We start from the raw sequence: 6,207 nt of genomic DNA, 5'->3' as shown, positions 1-6,207 counted from the left end.
GCTCTCGCTAAACGATATACAAAAGGAGGGTGCACCATAAATGACCATAGTCAATTATGACACACCCTCTTTACGTCGTAAGAATAATTCTCTTAAACCTTTTTGCTGTATTACTTGATAGCGTCAGCAAGCTCAGCGCCAGCCTTGAACTTGGCAACCTTCTTTGCTGCGATAGTAATCTTTTCCTTAGTAGCAGGGTTGATGCCCTCGCGTGCCGGACGCTCCGAAACGCTGAATGTACCGAAGCCGATGAGCTGGATCTTGTCACCCTCAACGAGAGCGTTCTTAATAGCCTCGATTGTAGCCTCAAGAGCCTTCTTGGCATCAGCCTTGCTCAGTTCAGCACCTACTGCTATCTTCTCAATTAATTCTGTCTTATTCATAATTCTTTATGTATTAAATTGTTTGTAAAATTCAAGTGAAAACAATCGGAAATAGGGTGGAAATCATACATTTGCTACCTTTCCAAAAGCAAATTTAGACTATTCCTTTCACAATTCAAACTAAAATCGGAAAAAAGTGCATAATTTATTGAAAAAAACAACGCCAATACCCCTTTTTATGCCTGTTTACGGGGATTTTTAGTAATTTTGCCACTTGTTAATGAACAAATTGAACACATTTATTATGAATAACATTCCAACAGTAACACGCAACCTGCTCATCATAAACGTCGTGGTGTTTCTCGCCACCTACGCCTTGCAGATGATAGGTGCCGACCTCAACAGTATCCTCGGCCTGCACTTCATCATGGCGCCCGACTTCCATGCCTACCAGCTCATCACCTACATGTTCGCACATGGCGGATGGAGCCACATATTCTTCAATATGTTTGCACTGTGGATGTTCGGCTGCATCGTTGAGCGCACGTGGGGAGCACGCAAGTTCCTGTTCTACTACATCGCCTGCGGCATAGGTGCCGGACTGTTTCAAGAGCTGGCACAGATGGTGCAGTTCTATCTGCTTGCCGCCGAACAGATACCCGGATTCTCACTCTCGCAGACCATGCTCGTAGTGAAAGCCAACGCCATGTTCCTCAACGCATGGACCACAGTGGGCGCTTCGGGTGCCATATACGGCATACTGCTCGCTTTCGGCATGCTCTATCCCGAGGAGCGCCTGTTCATCTTCCCCCTGCCTGTGCCCATCAAGGCAAAATGGTTTGTCATCATCTATGCTGGCATAGAGCTGTTCATGGCATTCTCTACCACCGGCGACGGCGTGGCTCACCTTGCACACCTTGGCGGTATGGTTGTAGGATTCTTCCTCATACGCTACTGGCGCCGCCATCCCGACATCAACTACAACCGTCGTGGCGGACAGCAGTTCTTCGACTCGCTGCGCTCGGGCTGGGAGCGACGCACCCACCGCAGCGCCAAGGGTCCTGACACCTCACGCTGGGGCTACAGCCAGCCCAACGGACGCACCACACAGCGCCCTGAGACCGATGCCGAATACAACGAGCGCAAGCGGAGGGAGCAGGAGCGCACCGATGCTATCCTCGACAAGATACGCCGTTCGGGCTACGACAGCCTGACCAACGAAGAGAAGCAATGGCTGTTTGACAAGAGTCGCAAATAAAACAGACATGACAGCCACGAAAACAATGAAAGACTTCACACTCAGGATAATAGCAGGAGCCAACATCGCCACCATCGTGGTGATGCAGCTCATAGGCTACAGCGACCGCGTCAACCCCACCAACCACCCCCTTATAGCCAACTTAGGACTGCTTTTCCCCGTATTACTCGTTGCCAATCTGGCGTTTCTCGTCTTCTGGCTGATGTTCAGAGTGAAATGGGCAGCGATTCCTGTGGCAGGACTGGTGTTGGGATTCCAGCCCATACGCGTCTACACACCGTTCAACCGCAACCCTGCCACCCCACAGGGCAGCATAAAGGTGATGTCGTACAACGTGTTCAACTTCAGCACATGGACCGACACCTCCGAGCCGTCCGAAATACTACAATACATAAAGCGTCAGAACCCCGACATACTGTGCATGCAGGAATACGGCACGTCAGGACGCAAGCACGAGATAGTCGACTCTACCCTCTCGGCTATGTATCCCCACCACTCCACCGCCAACGCACAGGACGGTGGCGACGAGATATGTATATACAGCCGCTTCCCTATAGCCGACAAGGAGAACATCGAATACACATCAAAAGGCAACAACTCGGCTGCCTTCCATGTAGTAACAGCCAAGGGCGACACCACGATAGTTGTAGTGAACCATTTTGAGACTACCGGACTATCGCTCGACGACCGCTCCAAGTTTCACGCCATGATAAAGGGCGACATACGCAACCGCGAAGCCGAACGCGAGTCGCGCCGACTGTGGCACAAGCTGGGCGAGGCTTCAGCCATACGCGCCCCGCAAGCCGATGCTGTGGCACGATATGTGGAGCAGCATGAGGGCAGAAGCATCATACTCGTGGGCGACTTCAACGATTCGCCCATTTCATATGTGCGCCACCGACTGGCATCGGTGCTCAACGACTGCTATGTAGCCTCGGGCAACGGCCCCGGCATAAGCTACCACTACAACGCCTTCTACGTGCGCATCGACAACATCATGTGCTCCGACCATTGGACACCCTATCGCTGCCATGTGGACAACTCCATCAAGGCATCCGACCATTACCCCATCATCTGTTGGCTGAAAAGGGGGTGAGAGGTTGAGATGGTGAGGTGGTGTGGTTTGATTGGAGTTGAGGTGGTGAGATTTGCTAATATTGCACCTTAAATTAAATAAATAAAGCTATAAATTTCGCAAAACGAAAGAAAATCAGTAACTTTGCACGCTATCTATGCTTTAGTATAAAACAATACTAACGAAGAAAACAATAATAACAAAAAATAAAAACAAAAAATGCAGAACAAAGGTATTGTAATTGTAACAGCCGTCCTTCTGACGCTTGCAAGTATCTTTTATCTCTCGTTCTCGGCTGCCACAAAATACTATGACAGCCAGGCTGCGAAGATAAAGGACCCAATAGCACAGCAGGACTACAAGGACTCTGTGAAGTTCCTCGGGCTCTACTCATACCAGAAGTGCCTTGAGACACAGATCGGACTCGGTCTTGACCTTAAGGGCGGTATGAACGTTATCCTCGAAGTGAGCGTTCCCGACGTAGTTGAGAACCTCGCCGACCACAAGACAGACGCAGCCTTCACCAAGTCGATGAAGGAAGCACGTGCCGAGCACGAGGTGTCGCAGAGCGATTTCATCACTCTCTTCATCAACGCTTACAAGAAGAACGCTCCGGGACATCACCTCTCTGAGATCTTCGCCACACAGCAGCTTCAGGGCAAGGTATCGCCCAACTCTTCTGACAAGCAGGTAGAGAAGGTGCTGCGCGATGAGGTTCAGGCAGCTATCGACAACTCGTTCCTCGTGGTACGTACACGTATCGACAAGTTCGGTGTCGTTCAGCCTAACATCCAGAAGCTCGAAGGCCAGCAGGGCCGTATCATGGTAGAAATGCCTGGTATCAACGAGCCTGAGCGCGTTCGTAAGCTTCTCCAGGGTAGCGCAAACCTTGAGTTCTGGGAAACATACAACTCTGAGGAGATTGTTCCTTACCTCCAGCAGCTCGACCAGCGCGCGGCTGCAGCCCTCTCGGGCAAGGCAGAAGTGGCTGACACTACAGCCGCTGATACAGCCGCAGCCGTTAAGGCTACTGCTGAGGCAAAGACAGGTGCCAAGCTCCAGCTCAAGAAGAACGCTGACGAGGCTGCCGACACTAAGGAGACTTCTTCACAGCTTGCACAGGCCAAGAAGGAGCACCCGCTCCTCTCTGTATTCCAGCCCACTGGTAGCGGTGCATTGAGCCTCGTAGGTTATGCTTCGGCACGCGACACAGCTGCTGTCAACAAGATAATCTACTCTGCCATCGCCAAGCAGGTGCTCCCTTCAGACCTTCGTCTGCTTTGGGGCGCTAAGCCAGCCGACGGCATCCAGGCTAAGAACGTATACGAACTCTACGCCATCAAGGTTACTACATCTAACGGACGTGCTCCTATCGAGGGCGACGTTGTGACCGATGCCAAGGACCAGTTCAACAACCTTACAGGTACACCTGAGGTTTCTATGACGATGAACTCTGACGGTGCACGCCGCTGGGCAGCCCTCACCAAGGCCAACGTAGGCAAGGCTATCGCCATTGTTCTTGACGGAACAGTATATTCAGCACCTCGTGTTAACGGTGAAATATCTGGCGGTCAGTCGTCAATCTCGGGTAACTTCACCATCGAAGATACAAAGGACTTGGCCAACACATTGAAGTCTGGCCGTATGCCGGCTCCTGCCCACATCGTTCAGGAGGAAGTAGTAGGTCCTACACTCGGTGCACAGTCAATCCAGCAGGGCTTCATCTCGTTCATCGTAGCCTTCATCATCCTGATGATCTACATGGTTGTAATGTACGACTTCATCCCGGGTATGGTTGCCAACGGTGCTCTCTTGCTCAACCTCTTCTTCACAATGGGTATCATGGCATCGTTCCAGGCTGCACTCACAATGCCTGGTATCGCCGGTATCGTGCTTGCCCTGGGTATGGCTGTGGATGCCAACGTGCTCATCTACGAGCGTACCAAGGAGGAACTCAAGAAGGGTCTCGGCACAAAGCAGGCTCTGGCTCTGGGCTACAGCAACGCTTTCTCAGCCATCTTCGACTCTAACTTGACATCAATCCTCACAGGTATCATTCTGTATGTGTTCGGTACTGGTCCTATCCGCGGCTTCGCTACCACACTTATCATCGGTATCTGCTGCTCGTTCTTCACAGCTGTGTTCCTGACACGTCTCGTTTACGAGAACCGTCTGGCTCACGACAAGTGGACAAAGCAGACCTTCTCTACCAAGGTTTCGCGCAACTTCATGGCGAACAAGAACTATGGCTTCATGTCTGGCTGCAAGAAGTCGTTCGGCATCTTCGCCGCTATCATCGTAGTTATGATTGCCAGCTTCGCCATCCGTGGCTTGAGCAAGGGTATCGACTTCACTGGTGGTCGCAACTATGTTGTAGTGCTTGAGAAGCAGGTACAGCCTGAGGAAGTAAAGGCAGCTCTCGTGCCCCAGTTCAAGGGAGCTACTGTCAACGCCCTGGCACTCGGTACTGACGGCAAGACTATACGTATATCAACCAACTACAAGATTGAGTCGAACAATCCGGCTGTAGACAACGAAGTGGAGAACATCCTATACAAGGGTCTGCACGGTGCAGGTCTCGTAACACAGAGCAGCGTTGAGGCATTCAAGAACCCTGACGTTCGCGCAGGCGGTTCAATCGTATCGTCTACAAAGGTAGGTCCGGCTGTGGCTAAGGACATCACTCACGGTGCCATCATCTCAGTGATCATCGCCCTCGCCGCTATCTTCCTCTACATTTTGATACGTTTCCGCAACGTGGCTTTCTCTATCGGTTCTACCGTAGCACTTGCCATCGACGCAACCATCGTTATAGGTTTCTTCTCACTGCTGTGGGACGTTGTTCCGTTCTCACTTGAGGTTGACCAGACCTTCATCGGTGCTATCCTTACCGTTATCGGTTACTCTATCAACGATAAGGTGGTGGTATTCGACCGTATCCGTGAGAACCTGACACTGCACAAGAAGATGGATCTGCAGGAGCTCTTCAACAAGTCGCTGAACGAGACCCTCGCGCGTACCATTAATACATCACTCTCTACGCTCATCGTATTGCTCTGTATCTTCTGCTTCGGTGGCGAGAGCACACGCAGCTTCTCATTCGCTATGCTGCTCGGTGTAATCTTCGGTACACTCTCTTCTATCTTTATCGCTGCTCCGGTAGCTTACATCACTCTCGGCCGTAAGGTCAAGAAGGAAGAGGCTGCAATGGCAGAGGCAGTTGAAGTGAAGTAATATCGCTAACACACTTATATCAAGGCGTAATTCCAAGTGATTGGGGTTGCGCCTTTTTTCGTGCCCGTCAGTTTCTTAGGCAAATCCTTAATCCATTGTGTTAAAGAGTCTTGTTAGCCATTGTAGTATGCTGGAATTTTTGTAAATTTGTATCCGAATAAATTAAGACGTAAAACGATAATGTTTCTATATAGTTTTAAAAGAGAGTATTTTTTTACTGTTATACGACAAGATTTTAATTAACCCTAAAATCCGCAACTATCATCCAATACACGATTAAGGGTAGATTTATGAGTCGTTAGTAGCAGCTTTCAGTA

At 50.4% G+C, this 6,207-nt stretch carries 4 protein-coding genes; 3 read left to right on the top strand and 1 reads right to left on the bottom strand.

What is annotated here, in order from left to right:
- Nucleotides 1–110: 110 nt before the first annotated feature.
- On the bottom strand, nt 111–383 hold the full coding sequence (locus tag I6E38_RS14070) for an HU family DNA-binding protein (RefSeq protein ID WP_235394584.1): 273 nt from the start codon (nt 381–383) through the stop codon (nt 111–113).
- A 244-nt stretch (nt 384–627) separates the two neighbouring features.
- On the opposite strand from I6E38_RS14070, the gene I6E38_RS14065 reads away from it, so the two are divergent.
- From I6E38_RS14065 to secDF, 3 genes are all read left to right on the top strand, one after another.
- The gene (locus I6E38_RS14065; protein ID WP_235394583.1) at nt 628–1,581 is read left to right on the top strand and encodes a rhomboid family intramembrane serine protease; all 954 of its coding nucleotides are present in this window, start codon (nt 628–630) and stop codon (nt 1,579–1,581) included.
- 25 nt (nt 1,582–1,606) lie between these two features.
- Nucleotides 1,607–2,677: an endonuclease/exonuclease/phosphatase family protein gene (locus tag I6E38_RS14060; RefSeq protein WP_235394582.1), complete on the top strand. Its 1,071-nt coding sequence runs from the start codon at nt 1,607–1,609 to the stop codon at nt 2,675–2,677.
- A 198-nt stretch (nt 2,678–2,875) separates the two neighbouring features.
- Nucleotides 2,876–5,890 carry a protein translocase subunit SecDF gene (gene secDF / locus I6E38_RS14055; protein ID WP_235394581.1) on the top strand — a complete coding sequence of 1,005 codons (3,015 nt, stop codon included), beginning with the start codon at nt 2,876–2,878 and terminating at the stop codon, nt 5,888–5,890.
- Nucleotides 5,891–6,207 lie beyond the last annotated feature (317 nt).

Origin of the sequence: Leyella stercorea (genome assembly GCF_021531355.1) — a bacterium.
Lineage (GTDB): Bacteria > Bacteroidota > Bacteroidia > Bacteroidales > Bacteroidaceae > Prevotella.
This window is presented reverse-complemented; position numbering and strand designations above follow the sequence as displayed.